The sequence below is a fragment of the Pseudomonas sp. Z4-20 genome (assembly GCF_051131955.1).
Classification (GTDB): domain Bacteria; phylum Pseudomonadota; class Gammaproteobacteria; order Pseudomonadales; family Pseudomonadaceae; genus Aquipseudomonas; species Aquipseudomonas marvdashtae.
In genome coordinates this window covers 3,277,755-3,303,879 of sequence record NZ_CP071641.1, presented here as the reverse complement: position 1 = coordinate 3,303,879, position 26,125 = coordinate 3,277,755, and the positions used below count along the sequence as shown (strand labels likewise).

The 26,125-nt window shown below is 61.5% G+C and carries 25 protein-coding genes and 1 pseudogene; 12 read left to right on the top strand and 14 right to left on the bottom strand.

Annotation, left to right across the window (positions count from 1 at the left end; genetic code table 11):
- Positions 1-23 precede the first annotated feature (23 nt).
- The 5 genes from J3P82_RS14895 to J3P82_RS14875 all read left to right on the top strand — a co-directional run bounded on the left by J3P82_RS14895 (position 24) and on the right by J3P82_RS14875 (position 6,186).
- A complete protein-coding gene (locus J3P82_RS14895) occupies positions 24-947 on the top strand; it encodes a sugar ABC transporter substrate-binding protein (protein ID WP_434557520.1) in 924 nt (307 codons plus the stop codon).
- A gap of 73 nt (positions 948-1,020) precedes the next feature.
- Positions 1,021-2,574, top strand: a complete 1,554-nt coding sequence (locus tag J3P82_RS14890; protein WP_434557519.1) for a sugar ABC transporter ATP-binding protein — start codon at positions 1,021-1,023, stop codon at positions 2,572-2,574.
- Positions 2,575-2,608: 34 nt separating this feature from the next.
- Positions 2,609-3,631 (top strand): ABC transporter permease, encoded by a 1,023-nt coding sequence (locus J3P82_RS14885; protein WP_186615370.1) that lies wholly within the window; start codon positions 2,609-2,611, stop codon positions 3,629-3,631.
- 370 nt (positions 3,632-4,001) lie between these two features.
- Positions 4,002-4,406, top strand: a complete 405-nt coding sequence (locus tag J3P82_RS14880; protein ID WP_434557518.1) for a TraR/DksA family transcriptional regulator — start codon at positions 4,002-4,004, stop codon at positions 4,404-4,406.
- Positions 4,407-4,578: 172 nt separating this feature from the next.
- A complete protein-coding gene (locus tag J3P82_RS14875) occupies positions 4,579-6,186 on the top strand; it encodes a methyl-accepting chemotaxis protein (RefSeq protein ID WP_434557517.1) in 1,608 nt (535 codons plus the stop codon).
- Between the two features lie 150 nt (positions 6,187-6,336).
- Here the strand turns inward: J3P82_RS14875 and J3P82_RS14870 are convergent, their stop codons facing one another.
- From J3P82_RS14870 to J3P82_RS14860, 3 genes are all read right to left on the bottom strand, one after another.
- Positions 6,337-6,573: a DUF2789 family protein gene (locus J3P82_RS14870; protein ID WP_434557516.1), complete on the bottom strand. Its 237-nt coding sequence runs from the start codon at positions 6,571-6,573 to the stop codon at positions 6,337-6,339.
- A gap of 87 nt (positions 6,574-6,660) precedes the next feature.
- Positions 6,661-6,891, bottom strand: coding sequence for a hypothetical protein (locus tag J3P82_RS14865; RefSeq protein WP_434557515.1), 231 nt, complete (start codon positions 6,889-6,891; stop codon positions 6,661-6,663).
- 108 nt (positions 6,892-6,999) lie between these two features.
- Positions 7,000-7,215: a hypothetical protein gene (locus J3P82_RS14860; protein ID WP_434563843.1), complete on the bottom strand. Its 216-nt coding sequence runs from the start codon at positions 7,213-7,215 to the stop codon at positions 7,000-7,002.
- Between the two features lie 458 nt (positions 7,216-7,673).
- On the opposite strand from J3P82_RS14860, the gene J3P82_RS14855 reads away from it, so the two are divergent.
- The 3 genes from J3P82_RS14855 to J3P82_RS14845 all read left to right on the top strand — a co-directional run bounded on the left by J3P82_RS14855 (position 7,674) and on the right by J3P82_RS14845 (position 9,898).
- Complete coding sequence (locus J3P82_RS14855) at positions 7,674-8,123, top strand: hypothetical protein (protein ID WP_434563841.1); 450 nt, start codon at positions 7,674-7,676, stop codon at positions 8,121-8,123.
- A gap of 189 nt (positions 8,124-8,312) precedes the next feature.
- Positions 8,313-9,323 (top strand): ABC transporter substrate-binding protein, encoded by a 1,011-nt coding sequence (locus tag J3P82_RS14850; protein WP_434557514.1) that lies wholly within the window; start codon positions 8,313-8,315, stop codon positions 9,321-9,323.
- A gap of 137 nt (positions 9,324-9,460) precedes the next feature.
- Entirely contained in the window at positions 9,461-9,898 is a 438-nt protein-coding gene (locus tag J3P82_RS14845; protein ID WP_434557513.1) for a DUF3995 domain-containing protein, read from the top strand.
- Between the two features lie 173 nt (positions 9,899-10,071).
- Here J3P82_RS14845 and J3P82_RS14840 read toward each other — a convergent pair whose 3' ends face one another.
- From J3P82_RS14840 to J3P82_RS14810, 7 genes are all read right to left on the bottom strand, one after another.
- Entirely contained in the window at positions 10,072-10,425 is a 354-nt protein-coding gene (locus J3P82_RS14840) for a Na+/H+ antiporter subunit G (RefSeq protein WP_434557512.1), read from the bottom strand.
- Positions 10,422-10,700 carry a K+/H+ antiporter subunit F gene (locus J3P82_RS14835; protein WP_186615355.1) on the bottom strand — a complete coding sequence of 93 codons (279 nt, stop codon included), beginning with the start codon at positions 10,698-10,700 and terminating at the stop codon, positions 10,422-10,424. Before J3P82_RS14835 ends, J3P82_RS14840 begins: the two co-directional genes overlap by 4 nt.
- Positions 10,697-11,185 (bottom strand): Na+/H+ antiporter subunit E, encoded by a 489-nt coding sequence (locus J3P82_RS14830; RefSeq protein WP_434557511.1) that lies wholly within the window; start codon positions 11,183-11,185, stop codon positions 10,697-10,699. The genes J3P82_RS14835 and J3P82_RS14830 overlap by 4 nt, the downstream gene beginning before the upstream one ends.
- Positions 11,182-12,867, bottom strand: coding sequence for a monovalent cation/H+ antiporter subunit D (locus J3P82_RS14825; RefSeq protein WP_434557510.1), 1,686 nt, complete (start codon positions 12,865-12,867; stop codon positions 11,182-11,184). The genes J3P82_RS14830 and J3P82_RS14825 overlap by 4 nt, the downstream gene beginning before the upstream one ends.
- On the bottom strand, positions 12,864-13,208 hold the full coding sequence (locus J3P82_RS14820) for a Na+/H+ antiporter subunit C (RefSeq protein ID WP_038579788.1): 345 nt from the start codon (positions 13,206-13,208) through the stop codon (positions 12,864-12,866). The genes J3P82_RS14825 and J3P82_RS14820 overlap by 4 nt, the downstream gene beginning before the upstream one ends.
- Positions 13,208-16,129 carry a monovalent cation/H+ antiporter subunit A gene (locus tag J3P82_RS14815; RefSeq protein ID WP_434557509.1) on the bottom strand — a complete coding sequence of 974 codons (2,922 nt, stop codon included), beginning with the start codon at positions 16,127-16,129 and terminating at the stop codon, positions 13,208-13,210. The genes J3P82_RS14820 and J3P82_RS14815 overlap by 1 nt, the downstream gene beginning before the upstream one ends.
- Before the next feature lie 166 nt (positions 16,130-16,295).
- Positions 16,296-17,219 carry a DMT family transporter gene (locus tag J3P82_RS14810; protein WP_434557508.1) on the bottom strand — a complete coding sequence of 308 codons (924 nt, stop codon included), beginning with the start codon at positions 17,217-17,219 and terminating at the stop codon, positions 16,296-16,298.
- A 100-nt stretch (positions 17,220-17,319) separates the two neighbouring features.
- Between J3P82_RS14810 and J3P82_RS14805 the strand changes: the two genes are divergently transcribed.
- The 3 genes and pseudogenes from J3P82_RS14805 to J3P82_RS14795 all read left to right on the top strand — a co-directional run bounded on the left by J3P82_RS14805 (position 17,320) and on the right by J3P82_RS14795 (position 20,137).
- Positions 17,320-17,883, top strand: a complete 564-nt coding sequence (locus J3P82_RS14805; protein WP_434557507.1) for a helix-turn-helix domain-containing protein — start codon at positions 17,320-17,322, stop codon at positions 17,881-17,883.
- Positions 17,884-18,014: 131 nt separating this feature from the next.
- A complete protein-coding gene (locus tag J3P82_RS14800; RefSeq protein WP_434557506.1) occupies positions 18,015-18,380 on the top strand; it encodes a hypothetical protein in 366 nt (121 codons plus the stop codon).
- 326 nt (positions 18,381-18,706) lie between these two features.
- A pseudogene (locus tag J3P82_RS14795) lies at positions 18,707-20,137 on the top strand (FAD/NAD(P)-binding protein).
- Positions 20,138-20,285: 148 nt separating this feature from the next.
- Here J3P82_RS14795 and J3P82_RS14790 read toward each other — a convergent pair.
- From J3P82_RS14790 to J3P82_RS14775, 4 genes are all read right to left on the bottom strand, one after another.
- A complete protein-coding gene (locus tag J3P82_RS14790) occupies positions 20,286-21,401 on the bottom strand; it encodes a Gfo/Idh/MocA family protein (RefSeq protein ID WP_434557505.1) in 1,116 nt (371 codons plus the stop codon).
- Positions 21,402-21,504: 103 nt separating this feature from the next.
- Complete coding sequence (locus J3P82_RS14785) at positions 21,505-22,272, bottom strand: SDR family oxidoreductase (protein ID WP_434557504.1); 768 nt, start codon at positions 22,270-22,272, stop codon at positions 21,505-21,507.
- A gap of 24 nt (positions 22,273-22,296) precedes the next feature.
- Positions 22,297-23,364: a phosphotransferase family protein gene (locus tag J3P82_RS14780; RefSeq protein WP_434557503.1), complete on the bottom strand. Its 1,068-nt coding sequence runs from the start codon at positions 23,362-23,364 to the stop codon at positions 22,297-22,299.
- Between the two features lie 184 nt (positions 23,365-23,548).
- Complete coding sequence (locus tag J3P82_RS14775) at positions 23,549-24,502, bottom strand: 2-hydroxyacid dehydrogenase (RefSeq protein ID WP_434557502.1); 954 nt, start codon at positions 24,500-24,502, stop codon at positions 23,549-23,551.
- A 298-nt stretch (positions 24,503-24,800) separates the two neighbouring features.
- Between J3P82_RS14775 and J3P82_RS14770 the strand changes: the two genes are divergently transcribed.
- Positions 24,801-26,081: a serine/threonine transporter gene (locus J3P82_RS14770; protein ID WP_434557501.1), complete on the top strand. Its 1,281-nt coding sequence runs from the start codon at positions 24,801-24,803 to the stop codon at positions 26,079-26,081.
- Positions 26,082-26,125 lie beyond the last annotated feature (44 nt).

The window sequence follows — 26,125 nt, the reverse complement described above, 5'->3', positions numbered from 1 at the left end:
AAGAATGTGGAGACAGACCGTTCATGAAGACCAAGACCCGTTTTGCCTCGCTGGCCCTGTCGCTGATGCTTGCCAGCGGCGCTGCCCTGGCGGACCTGAAGATCGGCGTCAGCATGTCCCAGTTCGATGACACCTGGCTGACCTACCTGCGCGAATCCATGGACAAGAAAGCCAAGGCCCTGCCGGACGGCGTCACCTTGCAGTTCGAGGACGCGCGCAGCGACGTGGTCAAGCAACTGAGCCAGGTCGAAAGCTTCATCAGCCAGAAGGTCGATGCGCTCATCGTCAACCCCGTTGACACCGCCGCGACCCAGCGCATTACCAAGGCCGCCGTGGCGGCCGGCATCCCGCTGGTGTACGTCAACCGCCGCCCGGACGATCCGAAGTTGCCGGAAGGGGTGGTCACCGTGGCCTCCGATGACCTGGAAGCCGGGCGCATGCAGATGCAATACCTGGCCGACAAGATGGGCGGCAAGGGCGATATCGTGATCCTGCTGGGCGATCTGGCGAACAACTCCACCACCAACCGCACCAAGGGCGTCAAGGAAGTGCTGGCCAAGTACCCGGGCATCAAGATCGAACAGGAACAGACCGGCACCTGGTCGCGGGACAAAGGCATGACCCTGGTCAACGATTGGCTGACCCAGGGCCGCGACTTCCAGGCCGTGGTGTCCAACAACGACGAGATGGCCATCGGCGCGGCAATGGCGCTCAAGGGCGCTGGCAAAGAGAAGGGCAGCGTCCTGATTGCCGGGGTCGATGGCACGCCGGACGGCTTGAACGCCATCAAGAAAGGCGAGATGGCGGTATCGGTGTTCCAGGACGCCAAGGGCCAGGCTGATGGCTCCATCGACACGGCGGTCAAAATGGCCAAGGGCGAGAAAACGGAATCCGTCGTGGTGCCGTATCGCCTGATCACGCCGGAGAACGTCGATCAGTTCAAGTGACGCCCCACCCGTTCCATCACAACAATAAACGGGCAAGGTCGCCGCGCCGACCTTGCCAAGGGAGTACCTGACCATGTTCGCTTCAGCGACCGCTTCGAGCGCCCCGGCAACAACGTTCCAACCGGGCGCGATACCTGACGAACCGTACCTGTTGGAAGTCATTAACGTCAGCAAGGGATTTCCCGGCGTGGTGGCTCTGTCCGACGTGCAATTGCGGGTACGCCCCGGCTCGGTGCTGGCCCTGATGGGTGAAAACGGCGCAGGCAAATCCACCTTGATGAAGATTATCGCCGGCATCTACCAGCCGGACGCCGGTGAACTGCGCCTGCGCGGCAAGCCGATCACCTTCGACACGCCCCTGGCGGCCTTGCAGGCCGGGATCGCGATGATCCATCAGGAACTGAACCTGATGCCCCACATGAGCATCGCCGAGAACATCTGGATCGGTCGCGAACAGCTCAACGGCCTGCACATGGTCGACCACGGCGAAATGCACCGCTGCACCGCGCGGTTGCTGGAGCGCCTGCGGATCAAGCTCGACCCCGAAGAGCAGGTGGGCAACCTGAGCATCGCCGAGCGGCAGATGGTCGAGATCGCCAAGGCTGTTTCCTACGATTCCGACATCCTGATCATGGACGAACCCACCTCGGCCATCACCGAGACGGAAGTCGCCCACTTGTTCTCGATCATTGCCGACCTCAAGTCCCAAGGTAAGGGCATCATCTATATCACCCACAAAATGAATGAAGTGTTCGCCATCGCCGATGAAGTAGCGGTGTTTCGCGACGGCGCCTACATCGGCCTGCAACGGGCCGACAGCATGGACGGCGACAGCCTGATTTCGATGATGGTGGGGCGTGAACTGAGCCAGCTGTTCCCGGTGCGCGACAAACCCATCGGTGATCTGGTGATGTCGGTACGCGACCTGAGCCTGGACGGCATTTTCAAAGGGGTATCGTTCGACCTGCACGCCGGGGAGATCCTCGGTATCGCCGGTCTTATGGGCTCGGGCCGGACCAACGTCGCCGAGGCGATCTTTGGCGTGACGCCGAGCACCGGTGGCGAAATCCTCCTGGACGGCCAACCGGTGCGCATCACCGACCCGCACATGGCGATCGAGAAGGGCTTCGCGCTGTTGACCGAGGACCGCAAGCTCAGCGGGCTGTTTCCGTGCCTGTCGGTGCTGGAAAACATGGAAATGGCTGTGCTGCCCCATTACGTCGGCAACGGCTTCATCCAGCAGAAGGCCCTGCGTGCGTTGTGTGAAGACATGTGCAAGAAATTGCGGGTCAAGACCCCGTCCCTTGAGCAGTGCATTGATACCTTGTCTGGCGGGAATCAGCAGAAGGCCTTGCTGGCCCGATGGCTGATGACCAACCCGCGGATCCTGATTCTCGACGAGCCGACACGCGGCATCGACGTCGGCGCCAAGGCCGAGATCTACCGGCTCATTTCCTACCTCGCCAGCGAAGGCATGGCGGTCATCATGATTTCTTCGGAACTGCCCGAAGTGCTGGGCATGAGCGACCGGGTCATGGTGATGCACGAAGGCGACCTGATGGGCACCCTCGAGCGCAGCGAAGCGACCCAGGAACGAGTGATGCAACTGGCCTCGGGTTTGTCCTGATGCCCATCAGTCCGAATAAAAAAGGTGAGTGGCTATGAACGCAATATTGGAAAACAAACCTGCGGCCACACCGGCCCGGACGCGTCGGCGGCTGCCGACGGAACTGAGCATCTTCCTGGTGCTGATCGGCATCGGCCTGGTGTTCGAGATGTTCGGTTGGATCATGCGTGACCAGAGTTTCCTGATGAACTCCCAGCGCCTGGTACTGATGATCCTGCAAGTGTCGATCATTGGCCTGCTGGCCATCGGCGTGACCCAGGTGATCATCACCACCGGCATCGACCTGTCATCCGGCTCGGTGCTGGCGTTGTCGGCGATGATCGCCGCCAGCCTGGCCCAGACTTCGGATTTCGCCCGGGCGGTGTTTCCTTCCCTGACGGACTTGCCGGTGTGGATCCCAGTGATCGCCGGACTGGGCGTTGGCTTGCTGGCCGGGGCGATCAACGGCAGCATCATCGCCATCACCGGTATCCCGCCCTTTATTGCCACCCTCGGCATGATGGTCTCGGCCCGAGGCCTGGCGCGTTATTACACCGAAGGCCAGCCGGTGAGCATGTTGTCCGATTCCTACACCGCCATCGGCCACGGCGCCATGCCGGTGATCATCTTTCTGGTGGTGGCGGTGATCTTCCACATCGCCTTGCGCTACACCAAGTACGGCAAATATACCTACGCCATCGGCGGCAACATGCAGGCGGCGCGCACCTCGGGCATCAACGTCAAGCGTCACTTGGTGATTGTCTACAGCATCGCCGGGTTGCTGGCGGGCCTGGCCGGGGTGGTGGCATCGGCGCGGGCGGCAACCGGACAGGCCGGCATGGGCATGTCTTATGAGCTTGATGCGATTGCCGCAGCGGTGATCGGCGGCACCAGCCTGGCGGGCGGGGTGGGGCGCATCACCGGGACCGTGATCGGTGCGCTGATCCTCGGGGTGATGGCCAGCGGATTCACCTTCGTCGGCGTCGATGCCTATATCCAGGACATCATCAAAGGGCTGATCATTGTCGTCGCGGTGGTTATCGACCAGTACCGCAACAAACGCAAACTCAAGCGCTAGACTCCCGCAGATGCGACAACGCGCCACGCCTGACCCGCGTGGCGTTGCCATTTGTCTTCTTAATACAGCCATCGCACTGAATTTCTTGTTATAAACGCACTCCGATGACCGCCTTGAGTCTGTCAGACGGCTTTTAAAGGGGTTGTCGGACATTTTCCCTATGTTTTCAGTTGCTGAGCCCACAACTCGGCCTTAGACTGCCGCCCCTCGTAAATTGAGTGCCGGGTGGCGCTTGGAATAGACGGCGCCTTCCCGATGAGCGTGGCAGCTTCGGGTTTCTACGAGAAGTCGCGCAGGCACTGTTTGTACACAGCCTCGTGCGGAACGCTTCATAATTTGCCTTAATGCACGTTTTTTTATAGAGAAATCAATGACAAAGGAAAAGTTGCTGGCCATGCCGGCGGATGACTACATGAATGCCGAGCAGCTGGCTTACTTCACCAAGCTGTTGCAGAACATGAAAGTCGAAACCCACGAGCGCATCGAACAGAACCGAATCGCCATTGAGAGCCTGGACACCCCGGCCGACCCGGCGGACGCCGCTTCCGTGGAAGAAGAGCGCACCTGGTTGGTCAACGCCATCGATCGTGACCAGCGCATGCTTCCGCAACTGGAGCAGGCCCTGGACCGCATCAACGACCAAAGCTTCGGCTGGTGCGACGACAGCGGCGAGCCGATCGGCCTCAAGCGCCTGCTGATCAGCCCGACCACCAAGTACTGCATCGAAGCCCAGGAACGTCACGAACAGATCGACAAGCACCAGCGTCAGGCCTGATCCGCGTTTCGCAAAAAGATCGCAGCCTCCCGTTAGGAGGCTGCGATCTTTTGTTTTCGCGTGTCTGACTGTTTTCGTGGAGCTGACGCAACAACACGACTAATGGACCATGGATAATGGCTCCGTAGTGGCGTTTAATGCGTGCATAACAATGAGAACTATGGTGGCGAAAATGGCGACAGACGGATCTCTGGCGGGGACGGTGCCGGCCCCGGTATCCGCGGCGCATGGCACGGCGCGCTGGCTTGCGCCGACGTTGCAAAGCGTCGCGCTGGCCTTGCTGCTGTGCGGCATGAGCCTGGGCGGTTGGCCGTTGTACGTGGGCCTGCCCCTGGCGATGCTGGTCGTCTGGCTGCCACGCCTGCGTTCGCGGCTGGCCAGCGCGCCGGTATCGCCGGCGAGTGACAGCCTCGCCGAACTGACCCGCGATCTTTCCTACACCACCAGCCATAACGCGCTGTCTGCCGCAGGCGTTGCCTATTCCGTCAAGCAATTGGCCGGCAAGGTCCAGTCGCAACTCGGCGCTGCGGCGCAGATCGTCAGCAACGCCGAAGCGATGATCGCAACCGAGCAGGCTACCTCGCAGCTCAGCCAGCAGGCCTTGGGCGCGGCCAGCGAGGCCCATCGCAGCAGTGTCGCCGGGCGCAGCGAGCTGGTGGAGTCCATCAGCCGCATGCATCAGCTCAGCCAGCGCGCCAATGACAGCCGCGAGTTGATCGAAGCGCTGAGCGTGCGCAGCGACGAAATCCAGCGCGTGAGCCTGGTGATTCAATCGATCGCCAGCCAGACCAACTTGCTGGCCCTCAATGCCGCCATCGAAGCGGCACGGGCCGGTGAGCATGGCCGCGGTTTCGCGGTGGTGGCCGACGAGGTTCGCGGCCTGGCCGGACGCACGGCTGCGGCAACCGGCGAGGTCGGGGTCATGGTGGCGGACATCCAGCAGCGCACCGCGCAAGTGGTCGAACAGATCCGCCAACTGGCCGGCGACCTGGACAGCGGCGTGCAGCAGGTCGAGCACACTGGCCAGCACCTGGAAAACATTGCCCGGCTCGCCGCCGGTGTCGAAACCCAGGTCAGCGCCATCGCCCAAGGCACGGACACCAACCGTGGGCAACTCGACAGCCTGTTCCATGCCATTGAGCAAATGCGCAGCGACCTGGCGATCAGTGACCAACAGACCCAGCGCCTGGCCGAGGCCGCCATCCAGATGGAAGGCCAGGCCGAAACCATCAGCGAGCGCCTGGCCGAAGTGGGCCTGGACGATTATCACCAGCGGGTCTACGATCTGGCGCGCGAAGGGGCGAGCCGGATTGCTGCGCAGTTCGAAGCGGACATCGACCAGGGTCGCATCAGTCTGGACGACCTGTTCGACCGGAGCTACCAGCCCATCCCCAAGACCCATCCGGCCAAGTTCCAGACGCGTTTCGACCGCTACACCGATCAGGTACTGCCGGCCATCCAGGAACCGCTACTTGCCCGGCATGAAGGCCTGGTGTTTGCAATCGCCTGTACCCAGCAAGGCTACGTGCCGACCCACAACAACGCCTTCTGCCAGCCACTGACTGGCGATCCTCAGGTAGACACCCTGAACAACCGCACCAAGCGCAAGTTTTCCGATCGTACCGGGATTCGCTGCGGCAGCCACCAGCAGCCGGTGCTGCTGCAAACCTACACGCGCGACACCGGGGAGCTGATGCATGACCTGTCGGTGCCGATCATGCTCAAGGGTCGTCACTGGGGTGGGTTGCGGTTGGGCTACAAGCCCGAGAAGGCGCGCTGAGTCTCAACGCAACCTGTGCGCCGAGCTCTTGTGGCGAGGGAGCTTGCTCCCGCTGGCCTGCGAAGCGGGCCCAATAAGGCCGGCGACTGCTGCGCAGCCGAGCGGGAGCAAGCTCCCTCGCCACAAGAGCGGTCTGGCGATACTCTTGGGTTACTTGCCGTCGTGCAAGCGTACATTCAGTTGATCCACCAGCACCGCTTCCTCACCGTCGGCGAGCAGCCATTCGCGCAGCAGATCCTTTTGCTGATCCGACCAGAAAGGCGCATCGACCAGCTTGGTGTCCGGGTCCAGTGGGTGCTCCCCGATGAAACCGTCGATGTCGGTGCCCTCCGAGGGCAGCCCGAGTTGGTCGAACAGGGTCTTGAGATCGTGGGATGGCTGTTGCATGGGGGACTCCTTTAGGCTGGCACCGTCATGGCGCCTCGGTTGCTTCCCTTATCTGAGGGCAAGCGGTCGTCAGGAGTTCGATCGATTTCAAGCTTTCAGTGCACCTTCATCCACCGCAAGCTTCAATGCCTTTGCCGCTTCCCTGGCGGCCTCGGCGGCAATTTCCGTGGTCTTGAACCAGCGATCCTTCTCCACCTGGTGGTAAGTGACAGCGTTGGAGGGTGATTTGGCGCGCATCACAATGACGGCCTGGAACTCGCCTTCGACCTCTCTCGCTTCGCCCCGGATGAAAAAGTCGCCAATATCAAGTTCCGTCACGTCGCGTCTTCCGTTCAAGTCATATTATTGTGCGAAGACCGCCGATAGGCGGCGGTCTTCGCCGAGCTGCCAGTATGGCAGCAGTTGCAGGTTGGCGGCTCAGTTAAGTCATGGACAGGGCGCAGATGAGACAGCAGGGTTCTGTTCCAGGCTTCTGGCCAGATGGCAGGCTTCGTTATGATCGGCTCGGAAACCTCTTACACGTCCAGTCGACGTCTCTTCGATGTGAAAAAAACACTTACCGGCCAGAACGACCCTATATTGCGGCTGGATCAAGGGATTTGCACTGCCTTCGCAGCCATCAGTGGAGGCATGTGCTTGCATAACACGCGAGGTAACGGGGCGGATCAGGGTTGTGAAAGTACCCATGTGAATTCCTTTTCTATGGTTTACCGACGAATTGTAGGTTGTTTCGAGTAGTCTCCACGCCACTGGCTGCTCTAGAATCAGCAGCACCCTGTGGATGTGCTGCCTATCTAAAGCAATTTTTTTTGGTCTCGATGTCAGAAAAATGCTTTTCTAAGTGAGAAATTTCCCTAAAGTTAGTAGTCCCACCTTTTCCGATAATCAGTGTGGTGTTTTCCTTCAGCCCCTGACGATCTCTGGGAAAGACAGCGAGCGTGGCGATCCTTTAGTCTTCTCTCGCCCCGGGTCAGGGTGCGCCGTTCAATTTTGAGTTCAATGACAGGTCCCTTGCGACCGTGCGGGTTCTCTTGGTCCACGCCTGGAGCGTGGCCGTTTAAAAAGATGGGGATGTTTCCTTGGCAGTAAGTAATCTCGACATGCATGCGTTATTTGTTCTGGGTGACCTGCGGGCAAAACTGGTCAAGCAATTCCAGTCACGGTTTGTCTACGTCACCGAGCAGACCGCCGAAGGTATTTATATTGCCGAAATCGATACCGAATCGGCCCTGGTGGTGGATGACAAGCCCAGGCTCGAACTCAAGGTTGGCGACCATTTTCGCGCGGCGGTGTTGCCAAGTCGCGAGGGTGGCAAGTTTGAAATCAAGTTTCGTGAGATCAAGTTGACAGTCTATGGCCTGGGTGACTACGCGTTTGTCACGACAGCAGACGGTCATGCGATCCTGTTCAAGGAAGGCCACAGCGTGGTGACGGTGTTCGCGGCTGACCAACAGCTGCAGGAAGGCTTGACCAAGACCCTGAAAGCGGTCACTGCGAAGGCCGCCAAATGGCGCAAGGGTGAACTCGTGACATTCAAGGCCAGCGAATAGAAAGTGCACCGCAGCTAAGTAAACGGACGCATCGGTTTGAGTCGCTCTCGGACTTTGCGCGTTGATAACAGTATTTACACGGCGCGTACTGGAACCTTGGCTACAGTCAATTGACTGAACTATTCACCGGCTTGCGCTTGGTTCGCAACGCCGTTCGGTCACTGCTGTATCTGGCATGAGGTATCAAGCATGAAACGCGTTCGACAGTGGCTGGCTGCCTGGGCCACCCTCGCTGCATTGGTTTCGCCACTCCCGTCATCAGCCGCATCGGCGCCGATCCATTTCGCCGACCTGAACTGGGAAAGCGGCAGCCTGATCACCGACATCCTTCGGGTCATCGTCGAAAAGGGCTATGGGCTGCCGACCGATACGTTACCCGGCACTACCATTACCTTGGAAACCGCCCTGGCCAATAACGACATCCAAGTGATCGGCGAGGAGTGGGCGGGACGCAGCCCGGTGTGGGTCAAGGCCGAGGCTGAGGGCAAGGTGGTTGCCCTGGGCGATACCGTCAAGGGTGCGACCGAAGGTTGGTGGGTGCCGGAATACGTCATCAAGGGTGACCCGGCCAAGGGCATCAAGCCGTTGGCGCCGGACCTGCGCAGCGTCGAGGACTTGGCGCGCTACAAGCATGTGTTCAAGGACCCGGAGAGCCCCGACAAGGGACGTTTCCTCAACAGCCCCATCGGCTGGACGTCCGAAGTGGTCAATAAACAGAAGCTCAAGGCTTACGGTCTTTCCGACAGCTATGTCAATTTTCGCAGCGGCTCCGGAGCCGCGCTCGATGCGGAAATCACTTCCTCGATCCGTCGTGGCAAGCCCGTCCTGTTTTATTACTGGTCGCCGACGCCGTTGCTCGGACGTTTCAAGCTGGTGCAACTGCAAGAGCCGCCGTTCGATGCCGAGGCCTGGAAAACCCTGACCGACGCCGACAACCCCAATCCGAAGCCAACCCGGTCCTTGGCGTCGAAACTGTCGATTGGCGTGTCCGTGCCGTTCCAGAAACAACATCCCGACATCGCCGAGTTCTTCAGCAAGGTCGACTTGCCCATTGAGCCACTGAACAAGGCCCTCGCCGACATGAGCGAGAAACGCACCCCTTCACGTGAAGCGGCCGAAGCGTTCCTCAAGGCTCACCCTCAGGTCTGGCAGGCATGGTTGCCCAAGGACGTTGCCGACAAGGTTTCCGCCGCCCTGTAGCGCGCTCGATGCCAGCCAGTAGAACAGTTGATCCTGGGCAAGGCGTCATTCGCTGGAAACTGGCAACCTGCGCCCGTCCAGCGAAATGCCGAATTCCAGCTAGGATGATTGTTCAACCTTATTCAGGAGGCTGGCGAATGACGCTTTTAGTGGCTCGGTCGCTGGTCGCAGTGTTTGCGACCATCAGCTTGATTCATATGTATTGGGCCCTCGGTGGCCGATGGGCGGCTTCGGCGGTGGTGCCGCAGGTTCCGGTGAAGCAGGGCGGCACACTGCGGCCGGCATTCAACCCATCGGGATGGCTGACGTTGTTGGTGGCCATCGCGCTGCTGATGATTGCGCTGCTGGTGTGCCTGCGGGTCGGCTTGCTCGCGCCGCCCGTCACCCACCGGGCTCTGCAGTGGCTGATCAGCGCGATTGCCTTGGTGATGTTCGCCCGCGCCATCGGCGAGTCGAACCTGATGGGCTTCTTCAAGGAGGTCAAGGGCTCGACGTTCGCCCGGCTCGACACCTGGGTCTACTCGCCGTTATGTGTCGTGTTAGGGGCGGGGTTGTTGACGGTGGCGTGGGCTTGAACCACGAATGCCGTTGTGGCGAGGGAGCTTGCTCCCGCTGGAGGGCGCAGCCCTCCCAGAAAAATTGAACACAATCAGCCTGACACACCAAGGTGGCAGGCCTTGGGGCTGCTGCGCAGCCCAGCGGGAGCAAGCTCCCTCGCCACAAAAGCTGTACCAGCTCGAAATGTCTGTCAGTCGGTCCGGCGACTGCTTACCTCCGCCGGCACGTCGTCCCCCGCCATGCGCTTGCGGAACAAGGCCGCCCGGGCCAGCAGCAACGTGGTCACCGGCACCGTGATGGACAGCAGGATCGGGATCAACCAGGCATGCAGCACTGGCCCGGACTTGAGGGCCGAAAAATAGATGATCGAGGCCAGCGCCACGCACCAGGCACCCAGCGTCGAAGCCAGGGCAGGCGGGTGCATGCGCTGGAAGTAATCTTTCAAGCGCACCAGCCCGATTGCCCCGACCAGGGCGAACAGGCTGCTCGACACCAACAGGATCGCCACGGCGATTTCCACCCACATCGGCAATTGGCCCATCATTCGATCACCTCGCCACGCAACAGGAACTTGGCCAGGGCAAACGAGCCGACAAAGCCGAACAGGGCGATCAGTAGCGCTGCCTCGAAATAGGTGTCGCTGGCATATCGAATGCCCAGCACCAGCATCATCAGCATCGCAACGATGTACAGATAGTCGAGGGCCAGGACCCGGTCCTGTGCCGAGGGGCCCTTGAACAGGCGCACCAGAGTCAGGACCATGGTCAGCGAGAACAGGAACAGGCTCAACAGGATCGCATTGGATAGCAGCGGGCTCATTCGAAAATCTCCATCAAGGGACGCTCGTAGGTGGCCTTGAAGTGCGCAATGAATGCCGCTTCGTCCTCCAGATCAAACACGTGCATCAACAGGATGCTGCGGTCCAGCGCCAGCTCCGACCAGACCGTCCCGGGAATCACCGTGGTGATCATCGACAGCACTGCCAGGCCGTTGGCATCGTGCAGATCCAGCGGCACCTTGAGGAACCGCGAGCGAGGTGGACGGCGCCCGGCGTTCAGGACACTCCAGGCGACGGCCACGTTGGACACCAGTACGTCGCGCCCCACCAACAAGAACAGCCGCAGCATCACCCACGGTCGCCGGATGCGGATCGGGCGTGGTCGCAGCGGGCGCATCATCAACGGCGCCAGGAAGCCCAGCGCGGCGCCAAGCAGCACATGACCGGCGCTGAGGGATAGATTCAACGCCAGCCAGAGCAGCCACAGCGCGAGGGACAGCCACGGCGCGGGAAACAGACGCTTCATGGTTGCACCTCGCGCAACCCAGCGCGGGTTTCAGGGTTGGGCACGGCGCGAGTGGCAAGTACCGACATCACGTAATGTTCCGGGTGGTTCAGCACATCGGCGGCGGACTGGGTGTAGCGCAGCAACGGCTCGGCCTTGAAGGTCAAGGCGATCCCCAGGCCCAGCAATAAGATGACCGGCATACATTCGAACGGTCGCAGCAGTGGGGAGGGCCGCTCTTGCGGCGTCCAGAATCGTTGGATGCCCAGGCGTGAAAAAGCAATCAGCGAAGCCAGCCCCGACAGGACCAGCAACGCCAGCAAGCCCCACGCCGCGGGCGACACGGGCACGTCGGCACTCGCGCCGAGCCCCTGTGGATTGAGCAACGCATGGAGCAGACCCAACTTTGCGATGAAGCCTGAAAGCGGCGGCATGCCGATAATCAACAACGCACAGAAGATGAAACTCAAGCCGAGGAAGGCCATCGTCCAGGGAATCACTTGGCCGACCACGGCCTTCTGCTCGTCGTCTAGGTTGATGCCCTTGGGCGGCTGCAGGGATTCCAGTGGGCGCGGAAGGCTGTCGAGGTCATCGTCCAATGGCGTTTCATTGGCCGAGCGTGATCGTTCGATCAACTCGGCCAGCAAGAACAGCGCGCAGAGCGCCAGGGTGGAACTCACCAGATAAAACAGCGCCGCCCCCACGAGGTTGGGCTGGGCAAAGCCGATGGACGACAGCAGGATCCCCGCCGATACCAGGATACTCAGGCTGGCCATGCGCTCCAGGCGCTGGGCCGCGAGAATGGCGATGGCCGCGCAGACGATCGTCGCCATGCCGCCATAGATCAGCCAGTCGGCCCCAAAATACGCCGACGCGCCGGCCTGCCCGGAAAACAGCAAGGTCCACAAGCGCAGGATCGTATAGACGCCCACCTTGGTCATGATCGCAAACAGTGCCGCCACCGGGGCGCTGGCCGCGCTGTAGGCCGGCACCAGCCAGAAGTTCAGCGGCCACATGCCGGCCTTGGCCAGGAACGCCACCGCGAGGATCCCCGCGCCAGCGTGCAGCAGGCCGCGGTCGGCTTCCGGCACCAGGGGCACTTTCAAGGCCAGGTCGGCCATGTTCAATGTCCCGGTGACACCGTAGATCAGGGCCGCGCCAATCAGGAACAGCGACGAAGCCAACAGATTGATGGAGATGTAATGCAGCCCCGACGACACCCGCGCGCGGCCCGAGCCATGCAGCATCAAACCGTAGGAGGCCGCCAGCAAGACTTCGAAAAACACGAACAGGTTGAACAGGTCCGCCGTCAGGAACGCGCCGTAGAGGCCCATGAGCTGGATCTGGAACAAGGCATGGAAACTCGCCCCGGCACGGTCCCATCGGGCCATGGCGAACAGCAGGGCGCACACACCGATGATGCCGGTCAGTACCAGCATCAGGGCTGACAGGCGATCGACCACCAGCACAATGCCGAACGGTGCCTGCCAATTGCCCGGCAGGTACACGCCAATGGACGCGGGCAGTGCCTGGTCCTGGGTCCAGCGCAACAACAGCACGGCGATGCCCAGGCCCAGCAGGCTGGAAAACAGGTTGATCCGCGCCTTGAGCGGACGGTGCTTTTCGCCGAGCATCAGCATCAACGCGGCAGTCAGCAGCGGCAACAGGATGGGCGCGGCGATCAGGTGAGACGTCAGCATCATTCCTTGGGCTCCCGACCGTCCACATGGTCGGTGCCGGTCAGCCCCCGGGACGCGAGCAACACCACGAGGAACAAGGCGGTCATGGCGAAGCTGATCACGATGGCGGTCAGCACCAAGGCCTGGGGCAGTGGGTCGGTGTAATGCAACAGGTCCTGGGGCACGCCGTTCTTGATGATCGGCTCTTTGCCGATGAACAGGCTGCCCATGCTGAAGATGAACAGGTTGACGCCATACGACAGCAGGCACAGGCCCATGACCACTTGGAAGGTTCGCGGTCGCAGCACCAGCCAGACCCCCGAGGCGGCCAGCACGCCGATTGCAATTGCGATGACTTCTTCCATCAGGCGGCTCCTACCGGTTGTGCGACGGGTTTGGGATGCAGGCCCGGTTTGTGCGCGCGCACCGACTGGTGGGCGAGGGCGGTGAGGATCAACAGCGTCGAGCCGACTACCACGGCGTACACGCCAATGTCGAAAAACAGCGCGCTGGCCAGATGAATGTCGCCCAGCAGCGGCAATGTGAGATGCCAGGTGTGGGTGGTCAGGAACGGATAGCCCACCGCCATCGCACCCAGGCCGGTGACGGTGGCGAACAGCAGCCCGGTGCCCATCCAGCGCAGCGGCCGCAGGCTCATTTGCGCCTCGACCCACTGGGTGCCGGCGACCATGTATTGGAGGATGAACGCCACCGACATCACCAGCCCAGCGACAAAGCCGCCACCCGGTTGATTGTGGCCACGCATGAACAAGTAGAACGACACCACCAAGGCGATGGGCAGCAACAGCCGCACCAGCACCGAGGGCACCATCATGAAGCCCAGCGCGGTATCGCTGGCGTGGCGCGGGTTGACCAGGTCGGTGACCACGTCCGGGGCCAGCAGGCGTTGTTGCGCCGGCAATTGCATGCTCTCTCTGGGCGGCCGGAACCGCCGCAACAGGGCGAACACCGCGAGGGCCACCGCCGCCAGCACGGTAATTTCCCCCAGGGTATCGAAGCCGCGGAAATCCACCAGCATCACATTCACAACATTGGTGCCACCGCCCTCGGGCAGGGCCCGGCTGAGGTAGAACGAAGAAATGTCATTGGGCGTCTGGCGCGTCAGCATCGCATAGGACAGCAGCGCCATGCCGGCGCCGACGGTGACGGACAGCAGCAAGTCTCGCAGGCGACGGATACGTGCGCGCCGTTCGCTGTTGGGCCGAGGTAGCGCGTCTTCGATCCGTCGGGGCAGCCAGCGCAGCCCCAGCAAGATCAGCACGGTGGTGACCACTTCAACCACCAGTTGCGTCAAGGCCAAGTCCGGAGCCGAGAACCAGACGAAGGTCACACACGTCATCAGGCCACAGACACTGACCATCGTCAGCGCCGCGAGACGGTGATACTTGGCCTGCCAGGCCGCGCCCAAGGCACAGGCGATGGCCAGCAGCCACAGGGTGACAAACACGACGGAGCCGGGGATCTTCGGCCGGTCGCCCCAGACCAGCGTGCTGTGCAGCATCGGAATCAGCCCGGCCAACACCGCCGCCAGTACCAGGAAAAACAGTTGGGCTTGCAGGCGCCGGGTGCTGATCCTGCGCTCCAAGCGTCGGCCTTGGCGCATCATCAGCACCAGGCAGCGTACGAACAGCCGCTTGCCGCTGAGACGGCCGATCAGCGGCGGGTGCTTGATGTGGCCTCGCTTGAACTGATTGCGCAGCAGCAAGTACAAGACGATGCCCCCCGACATCGCCACCAGGCTCATGATCATCGGCGCGTTCAGGCCGTGCCAGATTGCCAGGCTGTACTCGGGCAGCGGGCCGCCCACCACCGGCAGCGCGGCGGCCGCAAGCAACGAACCGACCACCTGGGCCGGAAAGATCCCCACCAACAGGCAAGTAAATACCAGCAACTCCACCGGCGCGCGCATCCAGCGCGGCGGCTCATGAGGCGTGTGGGGCAGGTCGGTGGCGGTGGGGCCGAAGAATACATCCACAGTAAAACGCAGGGAGTAGGCGACGCTGAACGTCCCGGCGATGGTGGCGATGATGGGCAGCGCCAGCTCGACCCAGGCCGTGGCGGAGATAAACACCGTCTCGGCGAAGAACATTTCCTTGGACAGGAAGCCATTGAGCAGCGGCACCCCGGCCATGGCCGCGCTGGCGACCATGGCCAGGGTCGCGGTGAACGGAATCAGCCGCACCAGGCCGCTGAGCTTGCGAATGTCCCGGGTGCCGCTTTCGTGGTCGATGATCCCGGCGGCCATGAACAGCGACGCCTTGAACGTGGCGTGGTTGAGGATATGGAACACCGCCGCCACGGCCGCCAGCGGACTGTTCAGGCCCAGCAGCAGGGTAATCAGCCCGAGGTGGCTGATGGTGGAATAGGCCAGCAGACCCTTGAGGTCGTTCTGGAACATCGCGCAGTAGGCGCCCAGCAGCAACGTACAGGCCCCCGCGCCGCCGACGATGTAGAACCATTCTTCGCTGCCCGACAACGACGGCCACAACCGCGCCAGCAGGAACACCCCGGCCTTGACCATGGTCGCCGAGTGCAGGTAGGCCGACACCGGCGTGGGCGCGGCCATAGCGTGGGGAAGCCAGAAGTGAAAAGGAAATTGGGCGCTTTTGCTCAAGGCGCCAATCAGGATCAGCGGCAACAGGATAGGGTAGAGGGCATGTGCACGGATCAGGTCGCCGGCGGCCAGGATCTCGTCCAGTTCATAGCTGCCCACCACATGGCCGAGCAGCATCACCCCGGCCAACAGGCAAAGCCCACCGGCACCGGTGACCATCAACGCCATATAGGCGCCGCGTCGAGCGTCGGCGCGGTGGTGCCAATAGCCGATCAGCAGGAATGAGAACAGGCTGGTCAGTTCCCAGAAAAACACCATCTGGATCAGGTTGCCGGAGATCACCAGCCCGAGCATGGCGCCCATGAACGCCAGGAAAAACGCGAAGAAACGCGGCACCGGATCGTCCGGCGACATGTAGTAGCGGGCGTACAGCGACACCAGCGTGCCGATGCCCAGCACCAGCAAGGAAAACAGCCAGGCAAAGCCGTCCAGGCGCAGCACGAAATCCAGCCCCAGGCTGGGCAACCACTCATAGTGCTCGCGGATCACGCCACCGTCGGCGATCTGCGGGTACAGCAAGGCCACCTGAACCGTGCCGGCCAGGGCCACGAGGCCGGCCAGCAGCGATTCGGCGTTACGGGCGTTATGCGGCAGCAGCGCCGCGACACAGCTGCCGAGGAAAGGCAAAAGCAATAGAACTATCAGTGACATAGGCTTCTATTCGGCGGAAGGTTGTGAGGGATCATACGTGGCGTATTGCGGATCACCAACCGCGAGGGTGTCGCAGAATCCTACAAGGTAGGTGGATTTTTCCGACTTTGCGTCGTTTGGTCAGTGGACACAGTTTGGGCTCAGCACGCGTATTGGAGCACTGGTCTCACTGCTCGCGCTCAAGCCCTTCATCCACCTCGACAACGCCTTTGCTCCGAGTCTTCAACTCACTGACAATCACCGCCGCCACGATCAGCGCCGCGCCGAACAACGCAATCGCCGGCAACCGCTCGCCCGCCAGGCGCCCGGCGATGCCGGCCCATACCGGCTCGCCGGCATAGATCAGCGTGGCGCGGGTCGGCGAGACGCTTTTCTGTGCCCAGTTCATCGCCACCTGGATCGCTGCGCTGGCGGCGCCCAGGCCGACGGCGCTGATCAACAGCAGCCAGGAAAAGTCAGGAATCACTTCCTGGGTCGGCACCACCATCAGGAACGCCAGCACGGCAGTGCTTGCCAGTTGCACCACGGTCACCCGGCGCACATCGACCTGGCCGGCATACGCGCTGATCAGGATGATCTCTGCCGCAATGGCAATGGCGCTGATCAGCGTGGCTATTTCGCCCGGACTGAAGTTCAACGACGCCCCGGCCGGACCGGACACCAGCATCAACCCGGTGAACGCCAGCATGATGCCGATGCTCGGCATCAAGCCCGGTCGACGGCCCAGAACCAGCCATTGCAGCAAGGGTACGAACGGCACGTAAAGCGCGGTGATGAACGCCGATTGGCTGCTAGGGATGGTTTGCAGGCCGACGGTCTGCAAGCCATAACCGAGCATGATCGCCACGCCGATGAAACACCCAGCCTTGAGTTCGAACAGCGTCAGGTCCCGCAGATGCCGCCAGGAGAACAGCGCAACGAACGCCGCCGCGGCAGCGAAGCGCAGGCCGACGAAAAACATCGGGCCGCTGACCGTCATGGCGTGCTGCACCAGCAGGAAAGTCCCGCCCCAGATCATGGTGATCAGCACCAGGACGCATTCGGCCTTGCTGAACCTTGAGAAACGGGAGGAAGCTTGCGGGGAGTTCATAGATGCCATGACCTTGCGCGCCACTTGAGGCGGACGCACAATGCGCCCGAACGAATAAGTTGGGCAGTATAATGCGCAACCCCGGCAGATGAGCAATATAGTGCACAAAGAAAGCGGCCAGCGGGCCTCCGTCCTGCAACACGTCAGCCAGAACGTCCGTCGCCTGCGGCACGCCGCGCAGCTCAGCCAGACGGCTTTGGCGCAATTGTCTGGGGTCAGCCGGCGGATGCTGGTCGCCATCGAAGCCGGTGAGAAGAATGTCAGCCTGACCACCCTCGACCGCGTCGCAGAAGCCTTGGACGTGGCCTTCAGCGATCTGATCCAGGCCCCCGACGCCCGCGATCCGAGCCGTATCAACGAGCTGGCCTGGGCCGGCGTGATCCCTGGCAGCAAGGCTGTGTTGCTCGCCAAGGCCACCGCCAGCCGTGAGGTGGAACTCTGGGAATGGCGGCTGGAGCCGGGCGAGCATTACCCTTCAGAGCCCGACGCCGACGGTTGGAGCGAACAACTTTATGTATTCGAAGGCTGCCTGACGCTGCTGTTGGGCAGCGAAGAGCGCCGGATTGGCACCGGTGAGTTTTTCATGTTCGCCAGCAACCAGCCCCATGCCTATCGCAACGATGGTTTGGTGGCGGTGCGGTTTGTGCGCAACGTGGTGATCTGAGTCCGTCACTCGGTTACACACCTGTAAACTCTGACAGTAGACGCGTGTGGGTGGGAGTTCTAGTGTCGTGTTGTGGCTGATGAAGTGGTCGGTCGACGGCAAGAAAACTCCATTACACAGAGGTCCCTGAAATGAACGCTAAAGGCGCAATAAGATTTATTCCAGAGTCGGAGTTGTTTCCAAAACCAATAATCAAACAAGCATCCAATGGGACGCTGACCTCCCAATTTCTTGATGACTGTTCGGTTGTTGCTTCCCTCCCTTCAAAAACAAAACTTGAGGGGAAAATCATATGCGCGATGTCTTATGTCGGAGGAATGATGGTTGGGTCAACGGACATCACTGATGAGATGTTGAAAGTTGGATATGCGTTTTGGGAAACGGGGACGGTTGGCCGGCCAGTGCCTTCCGGTACGGAGGTGAGGTTGATCACCAGCATAAGTCAAAAGCATGGAACGACACTCTATTCCGAAATGCAGACGTACAAGGTTACCTAGTTTGAAAGTGAGCTGGCGACTGGGCCGGGTCTCGTCGTGTGGAAGTACGTTATCCGGCCTTGCGTAGAGTCGGCCATGGTCAGTTGTTCATACACGCCAGCAATCGGCCAGATACTTTGCAATGGCGATGTGGCGGCTTAGGTGGCAGGGCAAAGCCAAAAACAGCTATCGCTCTTTTTGGGACTAAAGAAGGCTTTCGAATCATCAGGCAATGGCAGTAAGGTAGCGATTGGTCGTTCTGTTGCATTGGCGCTCCCTTCCGGATTCGTCGGGACAACGATCAACGATCGACCTGCGTTGCCCTGTTTCCATGACGGAAGTTTTCGATGACTGAAGCTCCCACCTCGAGTCCCCGTTCCACCGACGTCCTCATCATCGGCGGAGGCTTGAGCGGCGCCATGCTGGCCGTGCAGTTGCTGCGCCTGCCGGGCCGGCGCGAGGTGCTGATCGTCGAGCCGCGCAGCGAACTAGGCCGGGGCGAGGCCTACAGCGCCGTGGAACTGGGCCACACCTTGAACGGCAACGCGGCGCGCATGAGTGTCGATCCGGACAACGCCGATGATTTGACCCAGTGGCTCACGGCGTTCATCGAAGCCGGCGGTTGGCCCGAGTCAGACAAACAGCACGTGCCCATCAGCGAGTTGTTCCCACCCCGAGGGATGTTTGGTCTCTATGTGCAGCAACGCCTGGCCGAGGCTCGCGAGGTGGGCGCACAAAACGGTTCGACCGCCGAGCACGTGCGCGGGGAGGCCGCGGACCTGCAGCTTGCTGGCGACGCCGTGGTGGTCACGCTGAACGACGGCCAAGTCCTGCGTAGCCGTTTCGCGGTGTTGGCCACCGGCATGTTCCCGGCGGCGCGCACCCCGCAAACCGAATCCAGCGTCTTGAATGCCGCGGCTCTGGATCCTTGGGATGTGGCTGCGATGCGTCAGCTCGACCCGCAGTCCCCGGTGCTGATCATCGGCTCGGGGCTGACCATGGTCGATGCCGTCGTTTCCCTGGAACAGGCCGGGCACCGCGGGCCAATCGAAGTGTTTTCCCGCCACGGCCTGCTGCCCCATGTGCGCCGCCAGCCGCCCGCCTGGGTGGATTTCCTTGCCGAAGATCACAGCCTGCGTTCGCCCCGCCAGTTGATGCGCGCCCTGCGCGAGCAATGCCGCCAGGCCCAAGCCCAAGGGATCGATTGGCAAGCGCCGCTGGACACGGTGCGTGCGCACATCGGGCGCTTGTGGAACCAGGCCAGCGATGTGCAGCGCCGGCAGTTCGTGCGGCATGTGCGGCCGTGGTGGGAGAGTCATCACCATCGTTCGCCTCCGTTGAGCGCGGAGCTGGTGGCGCGTCTGCATGGGGAAGGGCGGCTGCGGATCCAGGCGGCGTCGTTCAAGGGCGTGGCCGCGTCCGAACCGGGCACGCTGAGTATCAGTATCCGCTGACGGGGCGAGACCGGATTGGCGGAGGTGCGGGGCGCCGCGTTGATCAACTCCAGCGGCATCGAATATGACTGGCGACGCGTTGCACGACCGTTACCGCAACAGTTGCTGGCCCGAGGGCTGATCCAGCCGGGACCGCTGGCCTTGGGCATCGCCGCGCGTGCCGACGGCGCGGTGCTGGATGCCAAAGGCGAGCCAGCCGACCGCCTGTTCGCCATGGGCCCGCCACTGCGGGGAATGTGGTGGGAAAGTACTGCCGTGACTGATGTGGCGAGCCAGGCCAAGGCGTTGGCGGGGCGGTTGGTTGAGTTGCAAACCCAACGTTGAACATTGTGGCGAGGGAGCTTGCTCCCGCTGGGCTACGAAGTAGACCCAAAACCATTCAACCCGGGTGTATCAGCTTGAATGCATTCGGCTTCTTTGGGATTGCTGCGCAACCCAGCGGGAGCAAGCTCCCTCGCCACAAGAGCGGTCTTTATTGCGCATGCACTGTCACCCAACGCTCCTCCCGCGCTGCCACGCGAATCGCCGCCGCCAGCCGCTCTACTTCCCAGGCTTCCTCGAAATCCGTGCCGTTGCCGCCTTCGCCAGCGAGGGTCATGATCAGTTCCTGCACTTCCAGCGTCTTCAGTTCGTTGTACCCCAACTGGTGCCCGGCGGCCGGGCTGAATGCGGCATAGCCGGGCAGGTCCGGCCCGGCCAGCAATCGCTGGAAGCCCGGCTGGCCAGCGTGACAGACGCGCAGTTCGTTCAGCCGTTCCTGATCAAATGCCAGGGTGCCCAGGGTGCCGCTGATCTCAAAACCCAGGTGGTTCTTGTAGCCGTGCTTGAGCCAACTGCTGCTCACTGTGCCCCGGGCGCCATTGGCGAAACGCAGCAGTGCGTGGACCTGGTCATCCACGGCGATGGCACGTTGTTCGGCATTGCCGGCGTTGGCAGGGCGTTGATGGTGCACGGTCTGGCTGTCGGCGCACACGGCCTCGACATCGCCCAACAAGTGCCGGGCCATCGCCAGCAAGTGGCTACCCAGGTCCGCCAGCGCGCCGCCGGCGTGGGTCGCTTCGCAACGCCATGACCACGGCGAGGCCGGATCGGCCATGAAGTCTTCGCTGAATTCGCCTTGGAAACTGACGATCCGCCCCAGGTCCCCGCGCTGGATCATCTCCCGCGCCAACTGGATGATCGGGTTGTGCTGATAGTTGTAGCCGACCCGCGTCACCACGCCGGCGGCCTTGGCGGCCTGTCGCATGCGGTCGGCCTGTTCCAGGGAAACTGCCAGCGGTTTTTCACAGTAGACAGGTTTGCCCGCGGCCAGCGCGGCCATGGCCATCGGATAATGCAGATGGTTGGGCGTGGTGATGGCGATCAGGTGCACGTTGGGATTGTCGATCAGTTGCTGCCAGTCGCCGTGGGACGTCTCGAAGCCCCAGCTTTGGGCGCATTGGCGCGCGCGCTGCGGATCGGCGTCAGCCAAGGCGGCCAGTTTCAGGTCCAGGGGAAGGTCGAACACCGCTTTGGCATTGTGGAACGCCAAGGCATGGGCACGGCCCATGAATCCGGTGCCAATCAGACCGATGCCGAGTTCACGCATGAGAAGAGCCCTTTGAATTTTTATTTTCAGAAGGGCTCTTTATGGAATAATTATTCCCTAATTGCAATCATTGGAATAAATATTCATTTCGCGAAAATAAATCTCAGGACAGGAAACCCCCGTCCACATTCAGCGCCACACCTGTGGTGTAGCTCGACGCATCACTGGCCAAGTACAACACTGCGCCGGCCATTTCGCTTGGATCGGCCACACGCTTGAGGGGGATCTGCGCCAGGGCGGTTTTCAGGATGGCGTCGTTCTTGACCAGCGCCGAGGCGAACTTGGTGTCGGTCAGCCCCGGCAGCAGGGCGTTGCAGCGGATGCCGAACTGCGCGCATTCCTTGGCGAAGACCTTGGTCATGTTGATCACCGCGGCCTTGGTCACCGAGTAGATGCCTTGGAAAATACCCGGCGAAATACCATTGATCGACGCGACGTTGATGATGCTGCCGCCGCCGTTCTCACGCATCAGCTTGCCGGCTTCCACCGACATGAAGAAGTAGCCGCGGATGTTCACATCGACGGTTTTCTGGAACGCGCCCAGGTCGGTGTCCAGCACGTTGCAGAATTGCGGGTTGGTGGCTGCGTTGTTAACCAGGATGTCCAGACGCCCGAACTGCTCGCGAATCCCGGCGAACACTCGGCTGATCTGTTCCATTTCACCAATGTGGCAGGCAATGGCGGTGGCCTTGCCGCCGGCGGCGATGATTGCGTCTGCCACGTGCTGGCAACCGTCGAGCTTGCGGCTCGAAACTATCACATGAGCGCCTTGCTGGGCGAGCAACTTGGCGATGGCCTCGCCAATGCCGCGGCTGGCGCCGGAAACGAAGGCGATCTTGCCGTCGAGGTCGAACAACTGAGTCTTGGACATGCTGTTTCCTTGTTATAGGTGCGCTCAGAGCGTGGATTTGTGGATGACTTGCAGGCTCATCTGTTCCAGCAGCTGGTTCATCTGAACGAACTGCGCGAAGCGTTTGTCCTGGGTCTGGCCATGAAAGAAGCGGTAGTAGATCTGCTGGACAATACCCGCCAGGCGGAACAGCCCATAGGTGTAATAGAAGTCGAAGTTATCGACGCGGATGCCGGCGCGCTCGGCGTAATAATCAACGAATTCCCGACGGGTCAGCATGCCCGGCGCATGGCTGGGCTGGCGGCGCAGCAATTGCACCGGCGCCGGATCGCCGGCCTCGATCCAGTAGGCGAGGCTGTTACCCAGATCCATCAGCGGGTCGCCGAGGGTGGTCAGTTCCCAGTCCAGCACGCCGATGATCTGCATCGGGTTTTCGGGATCAAGGATCACGTTGTCGAAGCGATAGTCGTTGTGGACGATGCTTGAGGTTGGGTGATCGGCGGGCATCTTGTCGTTGAGCCAGGCCTTCACCACTTCCCATTTCGGCGCGTCGGGGGTCAGTGCTTTTTCGTAGCGATCGCTCCAGCCACGAATCTGCCGGGCCACGTAGCCTTCAGGCTTGCCCAGGTCGGCCAGGCCGCACGCCTGGTAATCGACCCGGTGAAGTTCGACGAGACGGTCGATGAAACTTTTGCACAGCGCTTCGGTACGGGTTGCGTCGAAGCCCAGTTCCGGCGGCAACTCGGCGCGCAGGATGATGCCTTTGACCCGTTCCATCACGTAGAACTCGGCGCCCATCACCGACTCATCGGTGCAATGCACATAGCCTTTCGGGCAATACGGGAAACCGTCGCGCAACTGATTGAGGATACGAAACTCGCGGCCCATGTCATGGGCGGATTTCGCTTTGTGGCCGAACGGCGGACGGCGCAGCACGAATTCCTGTTCGGGATATTCCAGCAGGTAGGTCAGGTTCGACGCGCCGCCAGGAAACTGGCTGATCACCGGTGTGCCGGTCAGGCCGGGAATATGGGCCTTGAGGTACGGGTCGATCAGGCTGGCATCGAGTTCTTCACCGTCGCGCACCCGGGTGGACTGATCAGTAACTGCCATGCTTATCCCTTCTGCTTATTTTGGAGGCCATCGATCATTGGCTAATCTAATGGGGTGGCGCAGGCGCCACAAGCACGCCCGGGTCTTATAGGTTAGCGTGTTGCAGAGTAATCAGCGGGCCTGATGGCCTGCGGGCTTGCCAGTCTGTCCCAAGGATGAAGGTGGAGTTGAGCCAGTGCTCGGCTCAAAACCGCCCCTCGGGCAATGGCACTGGGGTCAGCACCGGTTTACCGGAAAAGAACGCGGTCAGGTTCTGGCCCACCAGCTCCACCGTCCCGCGGGTCGCTTCCGGCGACAGGCCTGCGACGTGGGGCGTCAGCACCACGTTTGGCAGTTTTTTCAACGCATCGGGTACCTCGGGTTCGTGATCGAACACATCCAGGGCCGCTCCGGCAATTCGCCGTTGTTCAAGGGCGCTGAGCAGATCACCAGTCGCGACGACGCTGGCCCGGGCGATGTTGACCAAAAAGCCGTTGGGGCCCAAGGCATCGAGGACTTGTTTGTTGATCAGCTGGCGGGTGTCCAGGCCACCTGGCGTGGCAATGATCAGGAAGTCGGAGGCGCGAGCCAGTTCCATGGGCGTGGCGCAGAAGGTATAGGAGACATCATTGCGCACCCGTCGGTTGTGGTAGCTGACGCTCATGTCGAAACCGAGGGCCGCCCGCTTGGCAATGGCCATGCCCACGGCGCCCAGGCCGAGCACACCCAGGCGTTTGCCGGCCAGGGAAGGACGCATGACTTTCGCCCATTCACCCCGGCGCACGCTGGCATCGGCGCGAGGAATGTCACGCACCAGCGCCAGCAGCAGGGCCATGGCATGGTCGGCCACCGAGGAAGCGTTGACCCCGGCGCCGTTGGTGACGACGATGCCACGGTCGCGTGCCGCTTGCAGGTCCACTTGTTCATAACCTGCGCCGATCACGCAGATGATTTTCAGGTTGGGCAGGGCGGCCATTTCCTCGGCGGTCAAGCCCAAGGGACCGCGGGTCAACACCGCGCTGAAGCGATCGCCGTGTTCGTATATCGCCGTCCTGCGTTCGGCAGGGGTTGGCGCCAATTCCAGGTGATAGCCCTGGCGTTCCAGGATCGGCAGGTATTCGTTGACAGTTTCCACCAGTACCAGAACGGTTGCGGTCATGCTGTGCTCCTGTGGGCAGTTTGTTGATCATCGGTAATGAGCTTGATTGTAGGGGGGCGAAGGGCGGGAGGCGGGGCTTTTTAGATGTTCATTTCGGATCCACTCGCGGTCATGGATTATCGACTCGCGTTTCGAACTCGGACCCTCTGCTCCGCATAACCACTCTTCAGCTAAGCCTTTGCTTCTGCTCACGAATCCAGGACAATCGCGCCCCTGTTTCGGCCAGGGCGCTGCCTGTCGGGTTTTTCCGACTCGTCCCGGCCGGGTGCATGTGACCGGAATGCGGAGATCCGACCGGATGAATGATCAGGCCAATAGCGTCCAAGAGCGCGTTGAAACGACAGCCCCTGCCACCATCAGCCAATGGAGTCGCCACGATACGACTTGGATGCTGGGCCTGTTTGGGACCGCCATTGGTGCCGGCACGCTGTTCTTGCCGATCAATGCCGGCCTCGGCGGTTTCTGGCCGCTAGTGATCCTCGCCTTGCTGGCGTTTCCCATGACCTTTTACGCGCACCGTGGCCTGACCCGCTTCGTGTTGTCCGGCCGTGAAGGCGCGGACATCACCAAGGTGGTGGAGGAGCATTTCGGCATCAAGGCCGGTGCGCTGATCACCTTGCTCTATTTTTTTGCGATTTTTCCGATCCTGCTGATCTACAGCGTGGCGCTGACCAATACGGTGGGCAGCTTCCTGGAGCATCAACTGCACGTGCAGCCGCCACCTCGCGCCGTGCTATCGCTGATGCTGATCCTGGGCCTGCTGGCGGTGGTGCGCTGCGGCGAGCAGGCGATCGTCAAAGCCATGAGCCTGATGGTCTATCCCTTCATCGTGGCGCTGCTGTTCCTGGCGGTGTTCCTGGTTCCGCATTGGAACGGCGGCATCCTGACCACGGCCTCCACGTTGCCGCAGCCTTCGGCGCTGCTGCATACCCTGTGGCTGGCGATTCCGGTGATGGTGTTCTCGTTCAACCACTCGCCCATCATCTCGGCGTTTGCGGTGGATCAGAAGCGTCGCTACGGTCCCCGCGCTGAAGAGCGCAGCGCGCAGATCCTGTCCCGTGCCCATCTGTTGATGGTGGTGATGGTGCTGTTCTTCGTGTTCAGTTGCGTGTTGACCCTGTCCCCGGCGCAGTTGGCCGAGGCCAAGGCGCAGAACCTGTCGATCCTGTCGTACCTGGCCAACCATTTCAGCAATCCGACCATTGCGTTCGCAGCGCCATTGATTGCGTTCGTGGCGATCTCCAAGTCATTCCTCGGCCATTACATCGGCGCCAGCGAAGGCCTCAAGGGCCTGATCGTCAAGAGCGGACGCCGTCCAGCCGCCAAGACCCTCGATCGCCTGACTGCGGCCTTCATGCTGCTGGTGTGCTGGATCGTCGCCACGCTCAACCCGAGCATCCTCGGCATGATCGAAACCCTCGGCGGTCCCGTCATTGCGGCGATCCTGTTCCTGATGCCGATGTACGCCATCCGCAAAGTCCCGGCCATGGCCCGCTATCGCGGCCAGGCGTCGAGTGTCTTTGTGGTGCTGGTGGGGTTGGTGGCGATTACTGCGCTGGTCTATTCGCTGACGGCCTGACCAGTCGCTCTGTGGACAGGCATAAAAAAACGCCGCCCCTCGCG

Coding starts and splice junctions, on each gene's coding strand:
- J3P82_RS14895 (WP_434557520.1), top strand. CDS start 24: ATGAAGACCAAGACCCGTTTTGCCTCGCTGGCCCTGTCGCTGATGCTT.
- J3P82_RS14890 (WP_434557519.1), top strand. CDS start 1,021: ATGTTCGCTTCAGCGACCGCTTCGAGCGCCCCGGCAACAACGTTCCAA.
- J3P82_RS14885 (WP_186615370.1), top strand. CDS start 2,609: ATGAACGCAATATTGGAAAACAAACCTGCGGCCACACCGGCCCGGACG.
- J3P82_RS14880 (WP_434557518.1), top strand. CDS start 4,002: ATGACAAAGGAAAAGTTGCTGGCCATGCCGGCGGATGACTACATGAAT.
- J3P82_RS14875 (WP_434557517.1), top strand. CDS start 4,579: ATGGCGACAGACGGATCTCTGGCGGGGACGGTGCCGGCCCCGGTATCC.
- J3P82_RS14870 (WP_434557516.1), bottom strand. CDS start 6,573: ATGCAACAGCCATCCCACGATCTCAAGACCCTGTTCGACCAACTCGGG.
- J3P82_RS14860 (WP_434563843.1), bottom strand. CDS start 7,215: ATGCAAGCACATGCCTCCACTGATGGCTGCGAAGGCAGTGCAAATCCC.
- J3P82_RS14855 (WP_434563841.1), top strand. CDS start 7,674: ATGCATGCGTTATTTGTTCTGGGTGACCTGCGGGCAAAACTGGTCAAG.
- J3P82_RS14850 (WP_434557514.1), top strand. CDS start 8,313: ATGAAACGCGTTCGACAGTGGCTGGCTGCCTGGGCCACCCTCGCTGCA.
- J3P82_RS14845 (WP_434557513.1), top strand. CDS start 9,461: ATGACGCTTTTAGTGGCTCGGTCGCTGGTCGCAGTGTTTGCGACCATC.
- J3P82_RS14840 (WP_434557512.1), bottom strand. CDS start 10,425: ATGATGGGCCAATTGCCGATGTGGGTGGAAATCGCCGTGGCGATCCTG.
- J3P82_RS14835 (WP_186615355.1), bottom strand. CDS start 10,700: ATGAGCCCGCTGCTATCCAATGCGATCCTGTTGAGCCTGTTCCTGTTC.
- J3P82_RS14830 (WP_434557511.1), bottom strand. CDS start 11,185: ATGAAGCGTCTGTTTCCCGCGCCGTGGCTGTCCCTCGCGCTGTGGCTG.
- J3P82_RS14825 (WP_434557510.1), bottom strand. CDS start 12,867: ATGATGCTGACGTCTCACCTGATCGCCGCGCCCATCCTGTTGCCGCTG.
- J3P82_RS14820 (WP_038579788.1), bottom strand. CDS start 13,208: ATGGAAGAAGTCATCGCAATTGCAATCGGCGTGCTGGCCGCCTCGGGG.
- J3P82_RS14815 (WP_434557509.1), bottom strand. CDS start 16,129: ATGTCACTGATAGTTCTATTGCTTTTGCCTTTCCTCGGCAGCTGTGTC.
- J3P82_RS14810 (WP_434557508.1), bottom strand. CDS start 17,219: ATGAACTCCCCGCAAGCTTCCTCCCGTTTCTCAAGGTTCAGCAAGGCC.
- J3P82_RS14800 (WP_434557506.1), top strand. CDS start 18,015: ATGAACGCTAAAGGCGCAATAAGATTTATTCCAGAGTCGGAGTTGTTT.
- J3P82_RS14790 (WP_434557505.1), bottom strand. CDS start 21,401: ATGCGTGAACTCGGCATCGGTCTGATTGGCACCGGATTCATGGGCCGT.
- J3P82_RS14785 (WP_434557504.1), bottom strand. CDS start 22,272: ATGTCCAAGACTCAGTTGTTCGACCTCGACGGCAAGATCGCCTTCGTT.
- J3P82_RS14780 (WP_434557503.1), bottom strand. CDS start 23,364: ATGGCAGTTACTGATCAGTCCACCCGGGTGCGCGACGGTGAAGAACTC.
- J3P82_RS14775 (WP_434557502.1), bottom strand. CDS start 24,502: ATGACCGCAACCGTTCTGGTACTGGTGGAAACTGTCAACGAATACCTG.
- J3P82_RS14770 (WP_434557501.1), top strand. CDS start 24,801: ATGAATGATCAGGCCAATAGCGTCCAAGAGCGCGTTGAAACGACAGCC.